This window comes from Streptomyces radiopugnans (genome assembly GCF_900110735.1).
Lineage (GTDB): Bacteria > Actinomycetota > Actinomycetes > Streptomycetales > Streptomycetaceae > Streptomyces > Streptomyces radiopugnans.
Window position 1 is genome coordinate 57,531 of record NZ_FOET01000003.1, and the last position, 18,424, is coordinate 75,954.

The following is an 18,424-nucleotide window of genomic DNA, read 5'->3' on the forward strand; positions in this document are numbered from 1 at the left end:
CTTCACCCTTTCGGGTCGGTTCCTTGCCTTCCTCCTTCCCTGTCCCGGCTCGGGCACACAAGGACATGTCAAGTTGTCAAAGAGGATCGCCGAGAACCGGCCGCCGTACCGGTCGGCACGGCGGCCGGAGGGCCGTGCTCAGACTCCGATGCCGCGGCCGTCCTCGCGCCAGACTGCGACGACCGACGGGCGGACGACCTTCCCCGGCCCGTCGGGCCAGACCGAGGCGGGCTGCTCGTAGCTGGCGCCGTCCACCTCGCCCGGGTGCTGCACCGCGACCAGCACCCGGCGGTCCTGGATGATCGGGCCGCAGGTCTCGGCACCGGCCGGGACGGTGAGGAACTGCCGCACCTCGCCGCGCCGCCCGCCCGCCGTGGCCACGCCGAACAGGCCGTCGTGGGAGCCCAGCGCGTTGCCGTCCGTGGACAGCCACAGGTTGCCGTAGGGGTCGAAGGCGATGTTGTCCGGGCAGGAGATCGGGCTGACCTGGTCCTTGGGGAAGCCGCCGTAGTAGGTGGAGGGGTCCTCCGGGTCGCCGCAGACCAGGAACAGGCGCCAGGCGAAGCCGTCGGCCGCCGGGTCGTCCCAGTGCTCGGCCAGCTCCAGCACCTGGCCGTGCTTGTTGGCGTTGCGCGGGTTGGCCTCGTCGGCGGCCGGGTTGGAGTCCACGCCGCGGCGGGAGTTGTTGGTCAGCGCGACGTAGACGCGGCCGGTGCGCGGGCTGGGCTCGACGTCCTCGGGGCGGTCCATCTTGGTGGCGCCCACCTTGTCGGCGGCCAGCCGGGTGTGGACGTAGACCTCCTCGGCGGTCATGCCGGGGACGTGGGAGGTGGTGCCGGTGGCCAGCGGGATCCACACGCCGGAGCCGTCGAACTCGCCGTCGGAGGGGAGCTTTCCGCTGCCGTCGATCTCGGCGGCCGGGCTGTCGCCGGTCAGCTTGGCGACGTAGAGGGTGCCCTCGTCCAGCAGCGTGAGGTTGTGCTCGCGGGCGGCGCGGCTGTCGCCCTTCATCATCCGCTTGGAGGAGACGAACTTGTAGAAGTAGTCGAAGCGCTCGTCGTCGCCCATGTAGACGACCGGGCGGCCGTCGGCGGTCAGCCGGGGCTGGGCGGCCTCGTGCTTGAAGCGGCCGAGCGCGGTGCGCTTGCGCGGGACGGAGTCGGGGTCGTACGGGTCCACCTCGACGACCCAGCCGAAGCGGTTGGACTCGTTGGGCTCCTTGGCGAGGTCGAAGCGGTCGTCGAACCGCTCCCACTTGCGCTCGGTCGCCCCGCCGCTCATGCCGTACCGCTTGAGCCTGGCCTTCACCTCGGGGTCGGCGACGGAGGCGGCGTTGGCGAAGTACTGGTTGAAGTTCTCCTCGCCCGACAGCGCCGTGCCCCAGGGGGTGGTGCCGCCCGCGCAGTTGTTGAGGGTGCCCAGCACCTTCGTGCCGGTGGGGTCGGCGGAGGTCTTCAGCAGGTCGGACCCGGCGGCCGGGCCGGTGAGGCGGAACTCGCTGGTGGCGGTGAAGCGGCGGTTGAGGTGGTGGCGGGGCACGGCCGTGAGCCTCCCCGTACGGCGGTCCTCCTCCACCACGACGACGGACAGGCCGTGCGCGGCCCAGGCGATCTCCACCTGCTCGCGCGTGGGGTTCTCCGCGTCGTAGCCGGGGAACATCAGCTGCTCGTCGGTGTACTCGTGGTTGGCGAACAGCACCTGGCGCCCGCGCTCGCCCTTCAGCGGCAGCAGGGTGAGGAAGTCGTTGTTGTAGCCGAACTGGCCGGCCTGCGCCTTCGCGCTCTGCTTCTCCGGGTCGAAGGCGGGCGCGCCGCGCAGGATCGGGTCGCCCCAGCGGATGACGACGTTCTGCGCGTAGCCCTCGGGGACGGTCACCGCGTCGGCGGTGTTCGGGGCGACGGGCGCGAAGCGCAGGCCGCGCGCCGCCCCGCGGACCTTGCCGCTCCCCTTCTCCCAGCCCTTGGCCGGTACGGCGGCGGGCGCCGCGGCGGCGCCGGGCGCCTGGCCGAAACCGACCGCCGTGCCGGCAGCGGCGGCGGCGCCGACCACGGCGCCGGCGCGCAGCACCGAGCGGCGCGAGAGGGCGGCGGCGATGACGTCGCCGGCGTACTCGTTGCCGCTGGTGTTGGGCACCTCGTGGAAGCAGGCGTCGCCGCAGCGGTAGCGGCAGGTCAGGGCGGCTCTCCCGCCGGGGTGCGAACCGATCAGCGGCAGCAGCTTGCGCATGGTCCCCTCCGGATGTTCCGTGTCTACGCGTGTCCGGACGCTAGGCGCGCAGGCACGACGGAGGGCGACCTCACGGTAAACGTAGGGTGAATCCGACCCGTGGAGTCGGCAGGCCGCCCGGCGGTCGCCGGCGCGCCCGCCCCGGCCGGATCCGTACGGTGCCCGCACCGGCACACCCGGTGCCCGAAGCCGCCTCTCCCGCCTTCCCCCGGCCGCCCCGGCCCCCTTTCCGGCACCCTTCCCCGCACCCCTCGCGCACGGCGATATCCGGACCGGTGGCACGGCCCCGGACCGTTAGGATTTCTCCCATGGCGGCCACTGGAAAAGAGCAGCAGGGGGCGAAGGCGTTCTACGTCACGACCCCCATCTACTACGTCAACGACGCTCCGCACCTGGGCCACGCCTACACGACCGTCGCAGGCGACGTGCTCACGCGCTGGCACCGCCAGCGCGGCGAGAAGGTGTGGTACCTCACCGGCACGGACGAGCACGGTCAGAAGATCATGCGCACCGCCGAGGCCAACGGGGTCACCCCGCAGGAGTGGTGCGACAAGCTCGTGGAGGAGGCGTGGAAGCCCCTCTGGGAGCACCTGGAGATCGCCAACGACGACTTCATCCGCACCACGCAGGAGCGGCACACCGCCCGCGTCCAGGAGTTCGTGCAGGACCTGTACGACAAGGGCGAGATCTACAAGGGCGAGTACGAGGGCCCGTACTGCGTGGGCTGCGAGGAGTACAAGTCCCCCGGCGACCTGCTGGAGGGCGAGGGGGACTTCGCCGGCGAGAAGCTCTGCCCGATCCACAAGAAGCCCGTGGAGATGCTCCAGGAGGAGAACTACTTCTTCAAGCTCTCCGAGTACGGGCCCAGGCTCCTGGAGCACTACGAGAGGCACCCGGAGTTCATCCAGCCCGAGTCGGCGCGCAACGAGGTCGTCAACATCGTCCGCCAGGGCCTGGAGGACCTGTCGATCTCCCGCTCCACCTTCGACTGGGGCGTGAAGATCCCCTGGGACGACAAGCACGTCATCTACGTGTGGATCGACGCCCTGATGAACTACGCCACCGCCGTCGGCTACGGCTCCGACCAGAAGAAGTTCGAGGAGACCTTCCCCGCCGACGTCCACCTGGTGGGCAAGGACATCCTCCGCTTCCACGCGGTGATCTGGCCCGCGATGCTGATGGCGCAGGGCCTGCCGCTGCCGGGCAGGGTGGCCGCCAACGGCTGGCTGATGGTCGGCGGCGAGAAGATGAGCAAGTCCAACCTGACGGGCATCTCGCCGCAGCAGCTCACCGGGCACTTCGGTGTGGACGCCTACCGCTGGTACTTCCTGCGCGCCATCGCCTTCGGCCAGGACGGCTCCTTCTCCTGGGAGGACTTCTCCGCCCGCTACACCAGCGAGCTGGCCAACGACTACGGCAACCTCGCCTCGCGCCTGGCCGCCATGGTGAACAAGTACTTCGACGGGCTGCTGCCCGAGTCCAAGGCGGACGGCGAGGCCGAGCAGGCCGTCCGGGAGGGCATGGCGAAGGCCGTGGCCGAGGCCGACCGCCGCATCGGCGACGAGCTGGACTTCGCGGGCGGCATCGCGGCGGTCTTCGACTTCATCAAGCAGGTCAACGGCTACCTCACCGAGCAGGAGCCGTGGAAGGTCGCCAAGGACACCTCGCCCGAGGCCCAGGAGCGGCTGGCGACGATCCTCTACACCGCCGCCGAGTCGCTGCGCGCCTGCGCCGTCCTGCTCAACCCGGTGATGCCGCGCACCTCCGGCCTGCTGTGGGACTCGCTGGGCGCGGAGGCTCCGCTGGGCGCCCTGGCCGACCAGCGCGTCCAGGACGCCGCCGCCTGGGGCCTGCTCCCGGCGGGCACCCGGGTCACCAAGGGCCCGGCGCTCTTCCCGCGCCTGGAGGAGCCCAAGAGCGCGTAAGGCCGCGCCCGGACGCCCCCGCTCCGGCGGGGACGGCCGGGGGCCGTGGCGCGTCCGGCCGCCGGAAGCTCACAGCTCCCAGGTGTGGGTGCGGCCGGCGGGTGAGGTGTAGGCCATGGTCTGGCCCCGGGGCGCGGCGCGGACGGTGAACCACTCGCGGCGGGGCCGGTTCAGCTCCCGCCACTGCCGGTGGGCGCGCTCGACCGCCGCCCACAGGTCCCGGGGCCCGGCGGCGGTGACCGCCGCGCCGGTGCGCCGGTCCCCGTGGTCGGTCACCCGTGCGCGGGAGCCGTCGGCGGGGTCGTACAGCACGGTGGTGTGGGCGCCGTCGGCGGCGCGGTGGTGTTCGCGCTCGACGCCGGACCCCAGGTGGAGCTGGGCGAAGAAGGAGAACGTCCAGTCGTCGAGCACGCTGCCGGACAGCGGCGTCCCACGGCGCCGCCCGTCCTCCGGGCCGGACGGGGGCGGCGCCGGGCGGGGACCGGACAGCAGCGGCATGAAGGCCGCCGGGGTGTGCAGGAGGTGTCCGGCGGCCGTGCCGTCCGCGATCTTGGTCAGCCGGGCCAGCACCCCTCCGGCCAGCGTCCCCTTGAGCGGCACCACCATGATCCCGCCCGTCGCGCACTGGTCGATCCAGGCGGCGGGGACGCGTCGCACCGAGCAGGTGGCGATGATCCGGTCGAACGGCGCGTGCCCCGGGGCGCCCGCCGCGCCGTCGGCCGTCTCCACCACCGGTGACAGCCCCAGACCGTCCAGCCGCTCCCGCGCCGCGGCGGTGAGGCGTTCGGAGACGTCCACGGTCACCACGTTCTCCGTACCGGCCAGCCGGCACAGCAGCGCCGCGTTGTAGCCGGTGCCCGTGCCGACCTCCAGGACCCGCGCGCCCGGGTCGACGTCGAGCGCGTCGAGCATGTCGGCCATCAGGCTCGGTGCGGTCGAGGAGGAGGTGGGCACGCCCGTGACGGCCCGCCGCCCCGCGTCCTCCGCGTGGATCCCGTCCACCTCGGTGATCAGGGAGTCGTCCGCGTACACCCGCGCCGCCCACTCGCCGGGGTCCCCGTCCGTGCGGCGGCAGGGAAGGAAGCGCCCGCCGTCCCGGCGGTAGAACACCGGGACGAACCGGTGGCGCGGCACGTTCAGGAAGACCTCGGCCAGCCGCGAGGAGAGCACCACACCGCCCTCGTCCATCCGCCGCACCATGCCGACCCGCGCCTCGACGAGCTCCCCGTGCTCGTCGCCCCCGTGCGCTCTCACATCCCTTTTCCTTCCAGCCAGTCGGCGACGGCGGCCGTGATCGGCAGTCCGGTCGCCTGCTCCACGAAACCGAACTGCCCGCTCGGGTTGACCTCCAGGAAGCACCATCGCCCCTCGGGCGTGACGACGAAGTCGAACGCGCCGTAGGGCAGGCCGAGGGTGTCCATCATCCGGCGCACTCCGGCCGCGACATCCGCCGGCGGCTCGCACAGCCGGTATCTGTGGCTGTCGTAGTCGCTGCGCCAGTCCACGTGTCCGGCCGGTGAGCCCGCGTGGATCTCGGCGGCGAACAGCCGCCCGCCGACGGCCGTCAGCCGCACCTCGTACGCCTTGGGCACCCATTCCTGGAACAGGTGCGCCGTGGTGGCGACGTCCGGGTGACCGAGTTCCCCGGGGCCGACGATGCTGGTGTAGACCGCCGCCGACCTCCCGCCGACGGTGCCGCGCACGGGGGTGAAGGGCTTGAACACCACCCGGCCGCCGGCCTCCTCGCCGAACTCCCTTGCCGCGCCGGGGTCGTTGGTGATCAGCGTGCGCGGCACGGACAGTCCGGACTCGGCCGCGACGCGCAGTTGCAGCGGCTTGTACTCGGCGTCGGCCGCCCGGCCCGGGGGCGGCAGCCACCGGACCGGCAGAGCCGCCAGCAGCCCGCCGAAGCCCCGCCGGGCCTCCCGCTCGGCCACCCTGCGGGCGTCCGGCGACATTCCGCCGGGGAAGCGGGGACGGGCGGGCCTGCGGTAGTAGACGCTGCGCACGTCCCGCAGGTCCAGCGTCCGGCGCCCGGTGCGCAGTGTGCCGCTCCACGCCTTCCCGGTCGCGTCTCCGCCCTCCCCGGTGCCTCCGCTCCCTCCGGCCCTCCCGCCGAGGCGCGCGGCGAGGGCCAGCCGCAGCGGGAAGTCCGCGACATCGGTGCGGAAGACGGGCACGGCCCGCCGGTTCAGCTCCTCGACCACCAGGTCGGCGGTGGGGTCGAAGCGGCCCGCCAGCACCAGGACCGTCCCGGAGGCGGTCATCCCGCGCCGTCCGTCACCGGGCACCGGCCGTCAGTCGTCGCTCGGGCCCGGGTCGTCCGGCGCGTCCATCTCGCCGGTGGGCTCGGTGGGCCCGAAGGTCTTCGGCGGATTCCTGGTCATGAACACACCCGGAGGAAGGCCCTGGTAGACGCCGGTCTGCGTCTCCTCGTCGTAGGCGATGTCCTCCGGAAGCACACCTCCCGAACCGGCGGTGGCGGTCAGGAACCGGAAGGCCAGAGGCGCCGGGCCCCGCCGGCCGGTCAGGTCCGGCAGATCCGGGGCCGCCCCCCGGTCCAGCGGGAACCTGTCCTCCGGTCTGTCCAGAGCCAGGCCCGTCCCGGTGCGCTCACCGGATCCGATTGTCGTGATCATGACTCCCCCTTCGCCGCGGAGGACACAACGCCCTCTCGTTGTTCTCTCCGCCCGTAGGCGGCCGTAAGCCGGTTTTCCGGCCATAGCCCGGCCCGTACAGGCCAACGAGCCGGCCGGCATCCGGTTTCGCGGCCCCGTTCCCGCCGGGCCCGCGGAAAGCCGGGCTGCGGGTGGCCCGAGGACGGGTCCGGGGGTGCGCCGGATGGTTCGGCGGCGGGGACGCCGACGGGGGATGACCGACACGGCGAGGGACGCCAACCGCTTCTTCGCCGCCCTGCTTCGCGGCGAGCTGCTCGCCCCCGCCCAGCTCGCCGAGACGCGGCACACCGTCCCCGTCCTCAACGACCACGCCGGCCCGCCACCACCGCCGGCGGACGGGCGGCCGTCGCCGTACTTCTCCTGGAAGACCCTCGCGTGGAGCGCCGCCGGCGACTCCTCGACCGTGCCCTCGTACGGGGTGACGTACTCCCAGCCGCCGGCGCCCATCCCGTTCCCGTCCCTCTCCGGTGTTGCCGCACGAACCGGCGCCACCCTGGGCGCGGGCACCGGTACCGCGGCCCGGCCGAATGCCCGAAATGATCCTTTCCATCGGTTTCGCGGCTCCGGTGTCCGGCTACTCCTGTACAGGCAGAGAGCCGCCGGCACGGTGAGAGGACCCGAGGACATGCGCCGCAACGCGAAGAGCCTCCGACCGCGCAGGGCCGTCGCCCTGCCGTTCGCCCTTCTGATCGGCGTCACGGGTCTGGCGGGGTGCGGCGGCGAGGACTCGCCCGCGCCCGAGGCGTCCGTGCACGTCGAGGAGACGGGCGGCGGCGGCGACGAGTACGACTTCGTGTACGGGGACCTGGCGGACGCGGAGTTCTGGAACGACGTCAGCACCTGGGTGGGCAAACGGGTGACCATCAGGGCGGACGTCGACGAGGTCATCGACGAGCACGCCTTCAGCATCGCCGCGGCGGAGGACGACGCCGGCACCGACCGGAGGGTCAGGAGCCTCCTGGTCGTCTCCCGGGAGGCCCGGCAGGTGGAGGAGGGCGGCACCGTACGGGTGACCGGGACGGTCAGGGAGGGCTTCGTACCCGAGGACGTGGCGGAAGGGCTCGCCGTGGACTGGGAGGAGGACCTCTTCGGCGACTGGGAGCGGGAGCAGTACGTCGTGGCCACCTCCGTCGACACATCGGTCGACGGGGCATGAGGGTGCCCGGCCTCCCTGTGGCCGCGCCCTTCCCCACCGGTGGCGACAGCGGTGGAGAACCACCGGAGGACGACCGGTCGTCCGGCGCCCGCGGTCCGGCAGAACCTTGGAGGGAGACATAGATGTGGTGCACCCGAGGCCTTCGGCGACGGTCGGCGGCGGTGCTCGTCCTGACGCCTCTGCTCCTCGGACTGCCGGGATGCGGAGGCGGGGATCCCGAGGGCATCACCGAGATCCGCGACACCTTCGAGAGCGGTGACGCCGGGTCCGTGATCGGACAGGAGCGCACGGTGGAGGGCTGGGTCCAGGAAGTCATCTCCCCGTGGGCCTTCACCGTCGGCGGTGAGGAGCCCAGCGACGTCGAACCGCTGCTGGTCATCGAGAAGGACATGCCGCCCGTCGACCAGGACGACCCGGTCCGTGTCACGGGCCCCGTGGGTGAGTTCGACCTCGACGAGGTCCAGGAGGAACTCGGGAGGGACCTCGCGGAGAACCTGTACGACCAGTACCAGGGCGAGCCCTACATCATGGCCGAGAGCATCGCCGAGGACGTGGAGATCGACTGACCGGGCCTCGGGCTCCGAAGGACCCGGGGACGCGGCCGGGGCCCGCGCGCGCCCCTCGCCCCCTTCCCCCGGCCGTACGGCGTGGGATACCCCTGGGGTGTGCGTCCGGTAGGCGGACGCGCCGAGGAGAGGAGCGGACATGGCCGGGGAGCGGTTAGCGGACGGCTGGCGGGTGGACGAGCGGTGCACGAACTGCGATGTGGCACGGCAGCTCGCGCCCGGACTGATCGGCGAGGCGGACGGCCGCTCGGTCGTGCTGCGCGAGCCGCGCGACCGGGCCGAGGCGAAGCGGCTCCACGCCGCCGCGCACGCCTGCCACACCCGCTCCGTCCACCCTCCGGGCGGGCGGCTGGAGGAGGTGCCCGACCCGTTCCCGATGCCGCTGGACGGCACGGACGCCCCGGGCGGCGCGGTGTACCTGTGCGGGCACAACTCCCGGCAGACGGCCGGCGCCAACTCCTATCTGCTGCGCCGCCCCGACGGCACCGTGATGATGGTGGACACCCCGCGCTGGAGCCCGTCGCTGGCCAGGCGGTACGAGAAGCTGGGCCCCGTCACCGACGTACTGCTCACCCACCGCGACCACGCCGCGCACGGCCGCCAGTACGCCGACGGCTTCGGCGCGCGGCTGTGGATCCACGAGGGCGACCTCGACTCCGCCCCCGGCGCCGACCGCGTACTGCGCGGCACGGACCCGGTGGAGATCGCCGACGGCGTGGTCGCCCACCCACTGCCCGGGCACACCGAGGGCAGCGTGCTCTACCTGGCGGACGACCGGTACTGCTTCACCGGCGACAGCTTCCACTGGTCGCGCACCACGGGCGACATCGAGGTGTTCGACACCGTCACCTGGTACTCCGTCGAGGAGCTGGCCGCCTCCCTGGAGCGGGTGGCGGGGCGGATCCGCTTCGAGTGGCTGCTGCCCGGCCACGGCGACCGACGGCACCTGCCCGCCGGTGAGATGGCCGAACGGCTGCGGCGACTCGCCGTCCGCACAGGGGATTTGAGGCAGCGGCCGGTCGACTTCAGGGCGATCCGCTGGTGACGGCCCCCCGGCGGGCGTACGGCCCGGGCGGCCCCGGCGGCCGGTGACGCACGCCCGCCGGGGCGCGTACGGCGCTCACGCCGCCGCGGCCGGCTCCCCGGCGTCGTCCAGCGCGCACCGGATGAGGGTGTCGGCGGCGGCGCGGGCGTGGCCCGCCATGTCCGGGTCGCGCGATATGGCGGCCGCGGTCTGGGCGCCCTCGGCGAGGAGGACGAGCTGGGGGGCGAGGTGGCCCGGACCGCCCGCGGCACGGACCAGGTCGGCCACCTGGCGGCGGAAGGACTCCTTCTGCTCGCGCACGGCCTCGGCGATCCGGTCGCTGCCGCCCCCCAGTTCGCCGAACACGTTGATGAAGGCGCAGCCGCGGAAGTCGTCCTCGCGGAACCAGCCGGCCAGGAAGTCGAAGACGGCCAGCAGCCTCTCGCGCGGCGTCCCGGCGCCGTCTACCGCATCGGTGACGCCCGCGTTCCAGCGGTCCGTCCGGTGCCGCAGCACGGCGACGATCAGGTCCTCCTTGGAGGGGAACAGCGCGTAGATGCGCTTGAGCGAGACGCCTGACTCGCTGCGGACGGCGTCCATCCCGACGGCCTGCACACCCCTGGCGTAGAACAGCCGGTCGGCGGCGGAAACCACCCGTTCGCGCGCTGTCTGCTCATCGATCACGAGAACTCCCCTTGCAAAGAGAACCAACGTTCTCTACTGTAGTCGACAGAGACGGAGAACGACCGTTCTCCGCAGCGGAGAGGATGCTCCCATGGGCTACGTAAAGGTCGGCAGCGAGAACACCACCGACATCGAGCTGTACTACGAGGACCAGGGATCGGGGCAGCCGGTCGTCCTCATCCACGGCTACCCGCTCGACGGCCACAGCTGGGAGCTCCAGACCAGGGAGCTGCTCGCGGCCGGATACCGCGTCATCACCTACGACCGCCGCGGCTTCGGCCGGTCGAGCAAGGTCGGCACCGGCTACGACTACGACACCTTCGCCGCCGACCTGGACACCCTCCTGGAGACGCTGGACCTGCGCGACGTCATCCTGGTCGGCTTCTCCATGGGCACCGGCGAACTGGCCCGCTACGTCAAGAACCACGGCCACGAGCGGATCGCCAAGCTGGCGTTCCTGGCCTCGCTGGAGCCGTTCCTGGTGCAGACCGACGACAACCCCACCGGGGTGCCGCGCTCGGTGTTCGAGGGCATCGAGGAGGCCGCCCGCGCCGACCGCTACGCCTGGTACACCCAGTTCTTCAAGGACTTCTACAACCTGGACGAGAACCTCGGCTCCCGGATCAGCCAGGAGGCCGTCACCGCCGACTGGAACACCGCCACCTCCTCCGCGCCCGTCGCCGCCTACGCGGTGGTCCCCGCCTGGATCGAGGACTTCCGCGAGGACGTGGCCGCCGTCCGCGCCGCCGGCAAGCCCTCGCTGATCCTGCACGGCACCGGCGACAACATCCTGCCGGTCGACTCCACCGGGCGCCCCTTCCACCAGGCGTTCCCGGAGGCGGAGTACGTCGAGGTGGACGGCGCGCCGCACGGCCTGCTGTGGACGCACGCCACCGAGGTCAACGAGGCGCTGCTGGCCTTCGCCGGCAGGTGACCGCCCGGCGAACGGTTCGGGTACGAGGTTCAGGGGCCGGGCTCGCCATGAGGCGGGCCCGGCCCCCGGGCTTCGGCGCACGGCGTCAGCGCAGGGCGCGGGCGGAGAGCCGGTAGCGCAGGCCGTCCCCGTCCGGTGCGGTGAGGACGTGGAGACCGCCGTCCTCCAGGACCCGCAGGGCCTCGCGGTGTGCGATCCCCTCCAGGGCGCGGTGGCGCAGGACGGCCGCGGCGTCCGCCGGGCCCACGCCGCCGGGGTCATACGGCTCGCCGGGCTCGTACGGGCGGATGGTGCCGGGCGCGGCCCAGGGCGCGTCCGGGGGCGGGTCGATGCGGTCGGCCAGGCGCGGGGCCTGGGCACGTATCCAGCGCAGGGCGTGGCGGGGGTTGCGGGCCCGGTGGCAGTCGAGCAGCCACTCCCGGTGGGTGCCGGCGTCCAGGACGGTGGCCTCGCACCACACGCCGGTGCCGCCGGAGGTGCGGGCGGCGACCACGGCGAAGCCGGTCAGCGCCGCGCTGACGGTCATGATCAGCGCGCCCAGGCACAGGGCGGTGAAGTCCATCGCGCTCACGTCCCCTCGCGCGAGGCGCGCAGCTCGAACCAGACCCGTTTCCCGGCCGGCTCCGTCCCACCGGTCCAGCTCACGCCCCAGGCGTGGCTGAGCGCTTCCACCAGGAACAGCCCGCGCCCGCCGGTGTCGTCCTCGGCCGCGTGGCGCGGGCGGGGGACGCCGCGCTGGTCGCCGTCCCACACGGAGACGACCGCGCCCAGCCGCGTGACGGCGGCCCCCACCCACAGGTGGGGTACGCGGGTGTGCACGACGACGTTCGTCACCACGTCGCTCACCAGCGTGCGGGCGGTGTCCAGCAACCCGTGGTGCCCGGCGGCGCACAGCCACGCCGCGACGGCGTCGCGGGCCACTCTCGGGGTGGTGGGCAGGGCGGGCGCGGTCAGCCGGTAGACGGCGGTGGCGGGTCTGCCGGGTGCGGTCACGGTCATCTGCGTCTTCTCCCAACGCGGTTCGTCTGCGGTTCGCCTACGGTTCGCTGCGAAGCACGCGCGCCCACCACCGTGGCTCGGCCGCCCTCCCCCGCCCGCGCCGGTGTGCGGGCAGGGGAGATCAACTGCACTGCGGGTTCACTGGTGTTCGCGGCGCATCACCGGGCCTGCGGAGGCCCGTATCTATGTAGCTACCAATCCGAGAGGAACAACGTAGATACTTTTGGACCAACGTCACCCGCAAGGGGCACACTTACGGCATGCCACCGAGGACAGTGACGACCGCTCGGCAGCGGCGACTTGGCGCAGAGTTGCGCAAGATGAGGGAGGCTGCGGGCTACAACGCCCGCGAGGCGGCAGCGGTCCTCGGCATAGACCACACCAAGATCAGCCACATGGAGACCGCCCGCTTCGGCGTCAGCGCGGATCGGGTGCGCCTCCTTGCCCATGCCTACCGTTGCGACGACGAGGCGTACGTCAACGCCCTCATCGACATGGCAACGGAGCGCGGCAAGGGCTGGTGGGAGGAGTACAGGGGTGTGCTCCCAGCCGGATATCTGGACGTGACCGAACTGGAGGACAAGGCCACCTACCTGCACTCCTTCCAGATCGCACACATCCCCGGGCTCGCCCAGACCGAGGACTATGCGCGAGCCGTTTTCAACTTCGGCATCAGACCCTCGCTCTACAAAGAGGAGATCGAGGCGAGAACAGCGCATCGAACGCAGCGCGTGAAGATCCTGGATCGGGAGAACCCTCCGGAGGTCACCGCACTCATCCACGAAGCCGCGCTACGCATGCGCTTCGGAGGCCGAGACGTGGCCCGAGCACAGCTTGAACATCTGCTGGGCCTATCTGAGCACCCTCAGTTCACCGTGCGAGTGGTTCCGTTCGAAGCCGACGGTTTCGCAGGATCAGGGTCGGCCGTTCTCTACGCAGGCGGCGTCGTCCCGCAACTCGACACCGTCCACCTCGACTCCACGCACGGCCCCATCTTCCTCTACGCGGAAGCCCAGTTGGGTTCTTACCGAAGCCTTCTGTCCGCGATGGAAAAACGCGCTTTGGCCATCAAGAAATCGCGAGACTTCATCCACGAGATCATGCGGGAGATGTGAGAGGTCGATGATGCCCAGAAACGATTGGCAGAGGTCTTCCTTCTGCGGCCAGGGCGGCGGGAACAACTGCATCGAGATCGCCCGGCACGGCGATCGCGTCCTCATGCGCGAGAGCAGCAAGCCCGACGAGATCGTCGTGACCACGCCCGCCAAGCTCGACGCCTTCCTCAAGGGCATCAAGGCCGGCGAGTTCGACCACTTCGTCGACTGAGCGCCGAAACGGGCTGACGCGGGACTCACCCGCGTCAGCCCCGCCGCCCCCGGCGGCACTCGTACCGCGCCGTCAGGAGTCGAAGCGACTGCGGGCGGTCTCGATGTGGCCGAGGTAGCGGTGGGTCCAGTCGCACATCACGTCGACCGCCTTGCGCAGGGCCCGGCCCGGCTCGGTGAGGGTGTACTCGACCCGTGGCGGCACGGTGGGGTGCACCGTCCGCTCGACCATGCCGTTGCGCTCCAGCATCCGCAGGTTCTGGGTCAGCATCTTGTGGCTGACGCCCTCGACCTCGTCCCGCAGCTCGCTGAACCTCAGGGTGCGTTCACCGAGGGCCTCGATGATCAGCAGGGCCCACTTGTTGGCGATGTCCGAGAAGATCTCCCGCGCCAGGGAGTCCGCGCGCCGCAGGTCCGCTTCCTCGGGAGAGTCCCCGAACTGCTTGGTCACCATGAGGTTCCCCAGTCACTTATAAGTGCGTTCTTCCAGGTCAGCGCAGACTCTCCTACGGTTTCCGGGTAACCGCAAGAGACCACGGGCGCCCACGGGCGCCCGGAGAAGGAGACGGACGGACATGGCCATCACTCTGGTGAACCCCGGCGGACTGCCCACCACCGACGTCTACCGGCAGGTGTCGGTCGCGTCCGGGTCGAGGCTGGTCTTCGTCGCCGGGCAGGTCGCCTGGGACGCCGAGGGCGACACGGTCGGCGCGGGCGACCTGGCCGCCCAGGTCGAGCAGTGCTACCTCAACGTCGGCACCGCTCTGGCCGGGGTCGGCGGGTCCTTCGACGACGTGGCGAAACTGAACGTCCACGTCGTCGACTGGACCCCCGACAAGATGCCCCTGCTCCTGGAGGGGATCTCCCGGGCGGCCGCGAAGCTGGGTACCACCCCGGTCCCGCCGGCCACGCTGCTGGGCGTGGCGGCACTGCACACCCCCGAGCACCTGGTCGAGGTCGAGGCCACCGCCGTCCTGGACTGAGCGCCCGCCCCGCCGCCCGCCGGGCGGCCGTGTCAGACCCGGCTGGTACTTCTGGTCGGGCACGGTCGGGCACGGCATCGTCGGCACCAGCGGGGGACTCAGGACAGTGATCATCGAATCCGGCGGCGATCTGCTGAATGACGACGCTCAGGCCCTGGTCAATCCGGTCAACACGGTCGGAGTCATGGGCAAGGGGCTGGCCCTGCAGTTCAAGCGCGCCTTCCCCGAGGTTTTCGACGCCTACGCGAAGGCATGCGCGGCGGGGGAGGTAAGGCCGGGCAGGGTGTTTCCGGTCTCTCTGGGCGAGGGCCGGTGGGTGCTGAACTTCCCCACCAAGCGGCACTGGCGAGGGAAGTCACGGCTCCAGGACATCGAGACCGGCCTCGACGACCTCGTACGCCTGGCCGGGGAACTGGAGTTGACGAGCATCGCCGTTCCCCCGCTGGGCTGCGGTCACGGAGGGCTCCCCTGGGCGCAGGTGCGTTCGCTGATCACCGAGAAGCTGGGCGGCCTCCCCGCCGAGGTGAGGCTGTACGGTCCGGGCACCCCCGGCCCACCGGCCGGGGCGGCACGACACAGGGAGTGCCGCGACGGCCCTAGCCCGCGTCGGTGACGGCCCGGGTGAGCTGGTCGACGGTCGGTGCGCCGGCGGGGCCTTCCGGGGTCGTGTAGACCCGGCAGGTCAGGCCGTAGGCGGCCTGGTCCGTGACGGCGAACGGATCACGGCCGTCGATACGGATCGTGGGGGAGCCGGGAAAGCGCATGGCCTGCGCCTCCTCGTCCGTCTCGACCGGCCGAAGGCGGATCTCCAGGTCGGCGTGGCCTGTGGCCTGGAGGGCCTGGCGCAGCCGCTCCTCGGCCAGGTGCCGGTTCGGGCAGCCCGCGAAGTAGAGCAGTTCGATGTCCACGGTCCCATGGTGCCCGGTGCCTCGGGCAGCCGCCTCCAGGTGGCCGGGCCGGACGCCGGGCCGACTGTCCCAACGGTGACGCGACCCGCGCCGCACACTCCTCCCTCCGCACGGCGCGGCCCGGCGGGGCCGGGAACGTGTCACGAGGCGGGTGGCAGTGCGAGCCAGTCCTGCCAGGTGATGTCGCGGCCCAGGTAGCGGGGCCGCCGGAAGGGCCAGTCGGCGCCGATCCACCGCGGCACCAGCGCGTCGAGCGCGCGCTCCTCCTCGCCGCCGACGAGGTCGTCCACCACCCACCACGAGATGTCCGCGTCGGAGCCGGTGCGCTCGGGCGGGTCGATGTAGACGCAGCCGAGGAGCGCCGTCTCCTCCTCGTTCAGCAGCGCGTAGTTGAACGACTGGTGCGCGGCGATCTCCTTCTCGTGCCGCAGCAGGTCGGCGCGGTCCTCCTCGTAGGTCATCGTCTTGGCGGGCCAGCCCCAGGCCGGGCCGAAGATCTCCCACAGGCGCTCCCGGGAGCCCATCACGGCCGGGTAGTCGATGGGGGTGTCCGCCTCCCGGATCGGCCGCAGATGAAGTGCGGTGCCGGGCACGGGCACGTGGACGGGGTGGACGAAGTCGTCGGGCAGCCAGCTCATGAGAGCCGAAGCTACAGCCGGCCGGCGCGGGACGCCCCGGCATTTTCCGCACCCCGGTACCGGCCCGGGCGTCGGCGCCCCCTTGCGGTCGCTCCGTCCACTGCCCTCCCACCCGGCGAACCGACTCTTACGCCCTCATGCCGCTTTGAGACTTCTCGGCTTCCGCTCATTGCTCTAAAGGGAGACCAATTCGAAAAGTCTCACAGGGAAGTTCAATGAAACAATCTAATCCAGACATCCCGGAAAGGAGACCCGAAGTGAAGTTCCGCCTTGAGGTCGACATGGACGACGCGACGTCCGCCGAGGAGTCCGCCCGCGAGCTGGGCCGGATCCTGCGGTACTGGGGAGGCAACCTCCACCACTACGCCCTGCGGCCCGGCGACGGCTCGGCCGTCTACGACTCCGGCTACCGCGAGGTCGGCCGCTGGAGCGTCGTCTCCGCCGAGGCTTCCTGAACCGCCGCTCTCCTCCGCGCCGGAGCGGGCGGCGGCCGGTTCGGTGCGCGGCGGGCTCGGCCCGCCGCTCGGTCACTCCTCGCAGCCCGTCTCCGCCATGCCCACCGGCAGGTACGCCTCGGCGAAGCGTTCGAGCTCCTCGCGCCAGCCGTCGGAACTGTCCGCGTCGAAACGGTTGACCGTGATGTCCAGGATGTAGACGACTCTCTCTTCCTGGTAGGTGCACGGGTTGAGCGAGAGCACCTTGCCGTCCGAGACGACCGTGTCCGCGCCGAAGGATGCCTTCTCAGGATTCCTGAAACGCCTAGGGCGCTCCGCCGCGAACTCCATGGCGTCGAAATCCCCACCGTCCCGGTACTCGCGGATACCGAGTTCCCTCTGCCCGTCGACGGATAGCATGCATCTCGTCATGTTGTCGCCTATGGGCGTCATCTCCGCTTCGAACCTCTCGCCTTCCGGCAGCAGCGCCCGGACAAACCCAGGGTCGATCTTTCTGCCGCAGATCTCCTCCGGCACCGTGTAGCCCTCCGAGCCACCACATCCGGACAGCGGTATCGCCAGGGCAGCGGCGAGCAGCGCCGTCGCCCTCGGCCCACGGCACTTTCCTCTAGTCCCCATTCTTACCCGCCAGCCCCTTGGCGCGGTTGTTGCCGTCGTATGCGGCACCGCTGGCTCTCTCATGCGACAGGTAGACATTTCCCGACATCTCATGGTCCGGGTTAACTCTGGCCCATTCCTGAGCGATGGCCTCCAGTTGCTTCTCGCGGACATCAAAATTCTCTATGTTCTTTCCAGTGGTCTCCTGGTCGATGCGTGCCTGTTCTTCCAACTGCCAGGCATATGCCAAGGCGTCCACACCGCGCTGAGTCGCGTCGCCGACGACAGGGATGAAGTTCGCCGCGCCGCCGACGAGGTGGTAGCCCCACTTGGCCTCCCAGGACGGATCGTCCTTGTCGGTCTCCAGGGCCTGGTAGCGGGCCTCCTCCAGGAAACCGATCGTCTGGCCGGCGCGCACCAGGGTTTCCTCCGGATCGCTGACGTCGTTGGCGTGGATGTCCTGGACGATCGCCACGTTGATCCCCTCGTTGAGGATTCCGTAGGCCTCCTGGTCGCGGGAGACCTGCTTGGAGACCTCCAGCAGCTGCTTCCTGTCCAGCGGGCTGCTGCTCTCCGAGAGGTTGCTGGACGCCTCGTGGACGGTCCCCCCGTGGTTGGCGAGCACCTTGGCCATGTCGTCGCGCATCTCCGGCGGAAAGTCGTCACCCGTCTCCGACAGGTACCCCAGTGAGCGTTCCAGGACCGCGCGGTGCTGATCCGTGTGTGGCACGAAGGCCGCTCTGTCGTCGTGGGGATCGATGCCGGTGGCCGCCGCGAAGAGCGCGTTGCCGGTTGCCTCGCGGGCGGCGAGGGGCGGGTCGTCGCCGATGCCGTCGGGAAAGTGCTTCCGGTCCTTGAGGACGTACTCGGCGTTGTCCTGCGGGTGGGTGGAGTTGAAGAAGTCGGTGGACGCCTCGGGGTTGCGGCTGAGCGCCGTCATGAAGCCGGTCATCGGGTCCAGGCCCAGATCGTTTTCGGCGCTGCCCGGGTTGAGGGTGGTGTGCCCGGAGGTGAGGCCCTTCCAGTAGCGGTCCGGAAGGCGCATCTCCTTCTCCTCCCTGACCAGGGCGTCACCGTAGTCGTTGAGGAAGTCCTTCTCGTACACGCCGTGGCGCATCAGGTTGCTCATGACCTGGAAGCCGTACGGATTGCCCTGGGTGGGGACGTCAAGCGGCTTCGGCCCGAGGCCGAAGTCGTACGGGTGCCCGGCGATGACGGCCCGCAGTGCGGCGGCCATCGTGTCGTCCGCCCCGCTCGCCTTCTCGACCGCCGCGCTGATCCGGTCGCTTACGCTACGTGGGCGAGTCGGCCGGGACCAACGCGGGG

Annotated in this window: 22 protein-coding genes; 10 read left to right on the plus strand and 12 right to left on the minus strand. The window is 71.3% G+C overall.

The window, feature by feature from the left end; translation table 11 throughout:
* Positions 1-138: 138 nt before the first annotated feature.
* On the minus strand, positions 139-2,226 hold the full coding sequence (locus tag BMY40_RS07710; protein WP_093656936.1) for a PhoX family protein: 2,088 nt from the start codon (positions 2,224-2,226) through the stop codon (positions 139-141).
* 308 nt (positions 2,227-2,534) lie between these two features.
* Between BMY40_RS07710 and metG the strand changes: the two genes are divergently transcribed.
* The gene (gene metG, locus BMY40_RS07715; RefSeq protein WP_093656938.1) at positions 2,535-4,151 is read left to right on the plus strand and encodes a methionine--tRNA ligase; all 1,617 of its coding nucleotides are present in this window, start codon (positions 2,535-2,537) and stop codon (positions 4,149-4,151) included.
* A gap of 69 nt (positions 4,152-4,220) precedes the next feature.
* Here metG and BMY40_RS07720 read toward each other — a convergent pair whose 3' ends face one another.
* The 3 genes from BMY40_RS07720 to BMY40_RS07730 are packed head-to-tail and all read right to left on the minus strand — an operon-like array spanning position 4,221 to position 6,790.
* Positions 4,221-5,405 carry a methyltransferase domain-containing protein gene (locus BMY40_RS07720; RefSeq protein ID WP_245769937.1) on the minus strand — a complete coding sequence of 395 codons (1,185 nt, stop codon included), beginning with the start codon at positions 5,403-5,405 and terminating at the stop codon, positions 4,221-4,223.
* Positions 5,402-6,418 (minus strand): ATP-grasp ribosomal peptide maturase, encoded by a 1,017-nt coding sequence (gene tgmB, locus BMY40_RS07725; protein ID WP_093656940.1) that lies wholly within the window; start codon positions 6,416-6,418, stop codon positions 5,402-5,404. The genes BMY40_RS07720 and tgmB overlap by 4 nt, the downstream gene beginning before the upstream one ends.
* Positions 6,419-6,448: 30 nt before the next feature.
* Positions 6,449-6,790, minus strand: coding sequence for a hypothetical protein (locus tag BMY40_RS07730; protein WP_177213920.1), 342 nt, complete (start codon positions 6,788-6,790; stop codon positions 6,449-6,451).
* Positions 6,791-7,022: 232 nt separating this feature from the next.
* Here BMY40_RS07730 and BMY40_RS29135 point away from each other — a divergent pair, with 232 nt between their 5' ends.
* The 3 genes from BMY40_RS29135 (at position 7,023) to BMY40_RS07745 (ending at position 9,596) form a co-directional block, all read left to right on the plus strand.
* Positions 7,023-7,985: a hypothetical protein gene (locus tag BMY40_RS29135; RefSeq protein WP_093656942.1), complete on the plus strand. Its 963-nt coding sequence runs from the start codon at positions 7,023-7,025 to the stop codon at positions 7,983-7,985.
* Positions 7,986-8,146: 161 nt separating this feature from the next.
* A complete protein-coding gene (locus BMY40_RS07740) occupies positions 8,147-8,551 on the plus strand; it encodes a hypothetical protein (RefSeq protein ID WP_093656944.1) in 405 nt (134 codons plus the stop codon).
* Between the two features lie 139 nt (positions 8,552-8,690).
* Positions 8,691-9,596 carry an MBL fold metallo-hydrolase gene (locus tag BMY40_RS07745; RefSeq protein ID WP_093656946.1) on the plus strand — a complete coding sequence of 302 codons (906 nt, stop codon included), beginning with the start codon at positions 8,691-8,693 and terminating at the stop codon, positions 9,594-9,596.
* Between the two features lie 75 nt (positions 9,597-9,671).
* Here BMY40_RS07745 and BMY40_RS07750 read toward each other — a convergent pair whose 3' ends face one another.
* Positions 9,672-10,259 (minus strand): TetR/AcrR family transcriptional regulator, encoded by a 588-nt coding sequence (locus tag BMY40_RS07750; RefSeq protein WP_093656948.1) that lies wholly within the window; start codon positions 10,257-10,259, stop codon positions 9,672-9,674.
* 91 nt (positions 10,260-10,350) lie between these two features.
* Between BMY40_RS07750 and BMY40_RS07755 the strand changes: the two genes are divergently transcribed.
* Complete coding sequence (locus tag BMY40_RS07755; protein ID WP_093656950.1) at positions 10,351-11,193, plus strand: alpha/beta fold hydrolase; 843 nt, start codon at positions 10,351-10,353, stop codon at positions 11,191-11,193.
* 85 nt (positions 11,194-11,278) lie between these two features.
* Here the strand turns inward: BMY40_RS07755 and BMY40_RS07760 are convergent, their stop codons facing one another.
* A complete protein-coding gene (locus tag BMY40_RS07760) occupies positions 11,279-11,764 on the minus strand; it encodes a hypothetical protein (protein WP_143071745.1) in 486 nt (161 codons plus the stop codon).
* The gene (locus BMY40_RS07765; protein WP_093656954.1) at positions 11,761-12,192 is read right to left on the minus strand and encodes an ATP-binding protein; all 432 of its coding nucleotides are present in this window, start codon (positions 12,190-12,192) and stop codon (positions 11,761-11,763) included. Before BMY40_RS07765 ends, BMY40_RS07760 begins: the two co-directional genes overlap by 4 nt.
* Positions 12,193-12,452: 260 nt before the next feature.
* On the opposite strand from BMY40_RS07765, the gene BMY40_RS07770 reads away from it, so the two are divergent.
* Together BMY40_RS07770 and BMY40_RS07775 are read left to right on the plus strand one after the other, a co-directional pair.
* Complete coding sequence (locus BMY40_RS07770) at positions 12,453-13,307, plus strand: helix-turn-helix domain-containing protein (protein ID WP_093656956.1); 855 nt, start codon at positions 12,453-12,455, stop codon at positions 13,305-13,307.
* Between the two features lie 10 nt (positions 13,308-13,317).
* Positions 13,318-13,518, plus strand: a complete 201-nt coding sequence (locus BMY40_RS07775) for a DUF397 domain-containing protein (RefSeq protein WP_093657751.1) — start codon at positions 13,318-13,320, stop codon at positions 13,516-13,518.
* Between the two features lie 72 nt (positions 13,519-13,590).
* Here BMY40_RS07775 and BMY40_RS07780 read toward each other — a convergent pair whose 3' ends face one another.
* Positions 13,591-13,971: a winged helix-turn-helix transcriptional regulator gene (locus BMY40_RS07780; protein ID WP_093656958.1), complete on the minus strand. Its 381-nt coding sequence runs from the start codon at positions 13,969-13,971 to the stop codon at positions 13,591-13,593.
* Positions 13,972-14,092: 121 nt separating this feature from the next.
* Here BMY40_RS07780 and BMY40_RS07785 point away from each other — a divergent pair, with 121 nt between their 5' ends.
* Together BMY40_RS07785 and BMY40_RS07790 are read left to right on the plus strand one after the other, a co-directional pair.
* Positions 14,093-14,500, plus strand: coding sequence for a RidA family protein (locus BMY40_RS07785; protein ID WP_093656960.1), 408 nt, complete (start codon positions 14,093-14,095; stop codon positions 14,498-14,500).
* 106 nt (positions 14,501-14,606) lie between these two features.
* Positions 14,607-15,113: a macro domain-containing protein gene (locus BMY40_RS07790; RefSeq protein ID WP_093656962.1), complete on the plus strand. Its 507-nt coding sequence runs from the start codon at positions 14,607-14,609 to the stop codon at positions 15,111-15,113.
* Here BMY40_RS07790 and BMY40_RS07795 read toward each other — a convergent pair.
* Both BMY40_RS07795 and BMY40_RS07800 read right to left on the minus strand, forming a co-directional pair.
* Positions 15,097-15,408, minus strand: a complete 312-nt coding sequence (locus BMY40_RS07795) for a DF family (seleno)protein (RefSeq protein WP_093656964.1) — start codon at positions 15,406-15,408, stop codon at positions 15,097-15,099. The genes BMY40_RS07790 and BMY40_RS07795 overlap by 17 nt on opposite strands.
* Before the next feature lie 140 nt (positions 15,409-15,548).
* Complete coding sequence (locus tag BMY40_RS07800) at positions 15,549-16,046, minus strand: GNAT family N-acetyltransferase (RefSeq protein WP_093656966.1); 498 nt, start codon at positions 16,044-16,046, stop codon at positions 15,549-15,551.
* Between the two features lie 257 nt (positions 16,047-16,303).
* Between BMY40_RS07800 and BMY40_RS07805 the strand changes: the two genes are divergently transcribed.
* The gene (locus tag BMY40_RS07805; protein WP_093656968.1) at positions 16,304-16,501 is read left to right on the plus strand and encodes a hypothetical protein; all 198 of its coding nucleotides are present in this window, start codon (positions 16,304-16,306) and stop codon (positions 16,499-16,501) included.
* Between the two features lie 72 nt (positions 16,502-16,573).
* On the opposite strand, the gene BMY40_RS07810 is transcribed toward BMY40_RS07805, so the two are convergent.
* Positions 16,574-17,017: a hypothetical protein gene (locus BMY40_RS07810; protein ID WP_093656970.1), complete on the minus strand. Its 444-nt coding sequence runs from the start codon at positions 17,015-17,017 to the stop codon at positions 16,574-16,576.
* Between the two features lie 91 nt (positions 17,018-17,108).
* Positions 17,109-18,335 carry a DUF6571 family protein gene (locus tag BMY40_RS07815; protein ID WP_093656972.1) on the minus strand — a complete coding sequence of 409 codons (1,227 nt, stop codon included), beginning with the start codon at positions 18,333-18,335 and terminating at the stop codon, positions 17,109-17,111.
* Between the last annotated feature and the right edge of the window lie 89 nt (positions 18,336-18,424).